The organism is Rhodoferax sp. UBA5149 (assembly GCF_002413825.1).
GTDB lineage: Bacteria > Pseudomonadota > Gammaproteobacteria > Burkholderiales > Burkholderiaceae_C > Rhodoferax.
The window spans coordinates 1-1,159 of sequence record NZ_DHXT01000014.1; the positions used below are offsets into that span (position 1 = coordinate 1).

Genomic DNA, 1,159 nt, shown 5'->3' on the forward strand with positions numbered 1-1,159 from the left:
GGGATCAGCGCGGTGGTGATGATGATGTCTACGTCCTTGGCCTGCTTGGCGTACATCTCACGCTGGGCCTGCTGGAATCCCTCGCTCATGACCTTGGCGTAGCCGCCGCCGCCAGAGCCCTCCTCTACATAATCGACCTTGACGAATTCACCACCTAGCGACACGACCTGGTCGGCCACTTCGGCACGGGTGTCATTGGCACGAACGATGGCCCCCAGGCTGGCGGCGGTGCCAATTGCCGCCAATCCGGCCACGCCAGCACCAGCAATAAAGACCTTGGCCGGCGGCACCTTGCCCGCAGCCGTGATCTGACCGCTGAAGAAGCGGCCAAAAGCGTTGGCCGCCTCAATGACGGCGCGGTAACCGGCGACACCGGCTTGGGAGGTCAGCGCGTCCATTTTCTGGGCGCGGCTCAACGTGCGCGGCAGGGCGTCGATGGCCAGCACGGTCGCCTTCTTGGCGGCGAGTTGCTGCATCAATTCGGGGTTCTGCGCCGGCCAGATGAAACTGACCAGCGTGCCGCCTTCGCGCATCAGCCCAACTTCTTCCGTGGTGGGTCCACGCACCTTGAACACGATATCTGACGCCGCCCAGAGTGCAGCGGCCCCTGTGATGACTTCTGCGCCGACGGCACGGTAAGCCTCGTCGCTGAAATTGGCGGCGTCGCCCGCACCGGACTCGACGACGACCTTGAAGCCCAGTTTGATGAGCTTTTCAACCACTTCGGGCACTGTCGCCACGCGCTTTTCGCCGGGGAAAACCTCGCGCGGCACGCCAATGCGCTGCGCGGTTCTGGATGTTTCGGGGGCAACGGCAACCGGGGTGATTCCCGATGCCGTTTGACTAGGTACGCCGGTCTGCATGTAGCGACTCCTCAATTGATTTTTGCAACAGCTAATGCGAAGCCTCTCCGCTGACAAGCATTGCGGGAGACACTGCGACGCAGAGCTTAACTGAAATTGCCCCCCTTACCGGCCGGGTCAAGCATGACGTGGGTCAATGAAGTGGCGATCTCCGGCCATCGCGCTGGCGCACACGCTGAAAACCCAAGGTCACCGTCGTGACAGTCATTGAGCCGGATGCCGGATGCCCGCTGCCTGTTGCCCGAAGCGCACAAACGACCGACGGCCGCGCGTGAACAGCTCAACCGGTCACCTGG

General features: G+C 62.7%; 1 protein-coding gene. It reads right to left on the reverse strand.

Annotated features, from left to right (window positions below; translation table 11 throughout):
- The coding region (locus B3V69_RS01040; RefSeq protein ID WP_296442978.1) for a Re/Si-specific NAD(P)(+) transhydrogenase subunit alpha at positions 1–863 on the reverse strand (863 nt) is incomplete at its 3' end.
- Between the last annotated feature and the right edge of the window lie 296 nt (positions 864–1,159).